The 641-nt window shown below is 53.4% G+C and carries 2 tRNA genes; both read right to left on the minus strand.

Going from position 1 to position 641, the window contains the following annotated elements:
- Positions 1 to 415: 415 nt before the first annotated feature.
- Positions 416 to 492: transfer RNA gene (locus ASH01S_RS17690), tRNA-Ile, on the minus strand.
- 3 nt (positions 493 to 495) lie between these two features.
- Positions 496 to 572: transfer RNA gene (locus tag ASH01S_RS17695), tRNA-Asp, on the minus strand.
- Positions 573 to 641: the final 69 nt, after the last annotated feature.

Here is a 641-nt window from a genome sequence, read left to right on the forward strand (position 1 = left end):
TAGCACCAGGACCCTTGGCTGCGAGAAGCGTTAGTCGAAGCCGCCCGTGCCGCCGCCAGAACCAAGAACATCTATCTGTCCGCCAAGTATCATCGAATCGCCGCTCGCCGGGGGTCCAAGAGAGCGGCAGTGGCTGTGGGGCACTACATGTTGATTATCATCTATCACATGCTGGTCAATCAGACAGAATATGTGGATCTGAGGCCACGCACCAAGAAGAGCGGCATCGGGACAGAGTGATCCGTCGGCACTTGCGTTCACTGGAGAAACTCGGCTTGACGGTAACAGTTCAAACAGCTTCCTGAAATCACCAAGTGCTAACCGAAAGGGAGAGACAGGAGCTTATTTTGCGCTATTTTCACGGTAGAAAAAACCCTTGCAGCGCAAGGGTTTCTCCGTAGTTGACTGTCTCACTTGGTGGGCCCAAGAGGACTTGAACCTCTGACCTCACGATTATCAGTCGTGCGCTCTAGCCAGCTGAGCTATGGGCCCTAGTGGCGGAGCTGACGGGATTCGAACCCGCGTTCTCCTGCGTGACAGGCAGGCATGTTAGGCCTCTACACCACAGCTCCGAGTTCAACCGCTCCCATACCTTCTCTCTTACTCTTAATACAAGTGACAGAAAAATAGGTATGAGGATA

Source organism: Alicyclobacillus shizuokensis NBRC 103103 (assembly GCF_001552255.1).
Classification (GTDB): domain Bacteria; phylum Bacillota; class Bacilli; order Alicyclobacillales; family Alicyclobacillaceae; genus Alicyclobacillus_G; species Alicyclobacillus_G shizuokensis.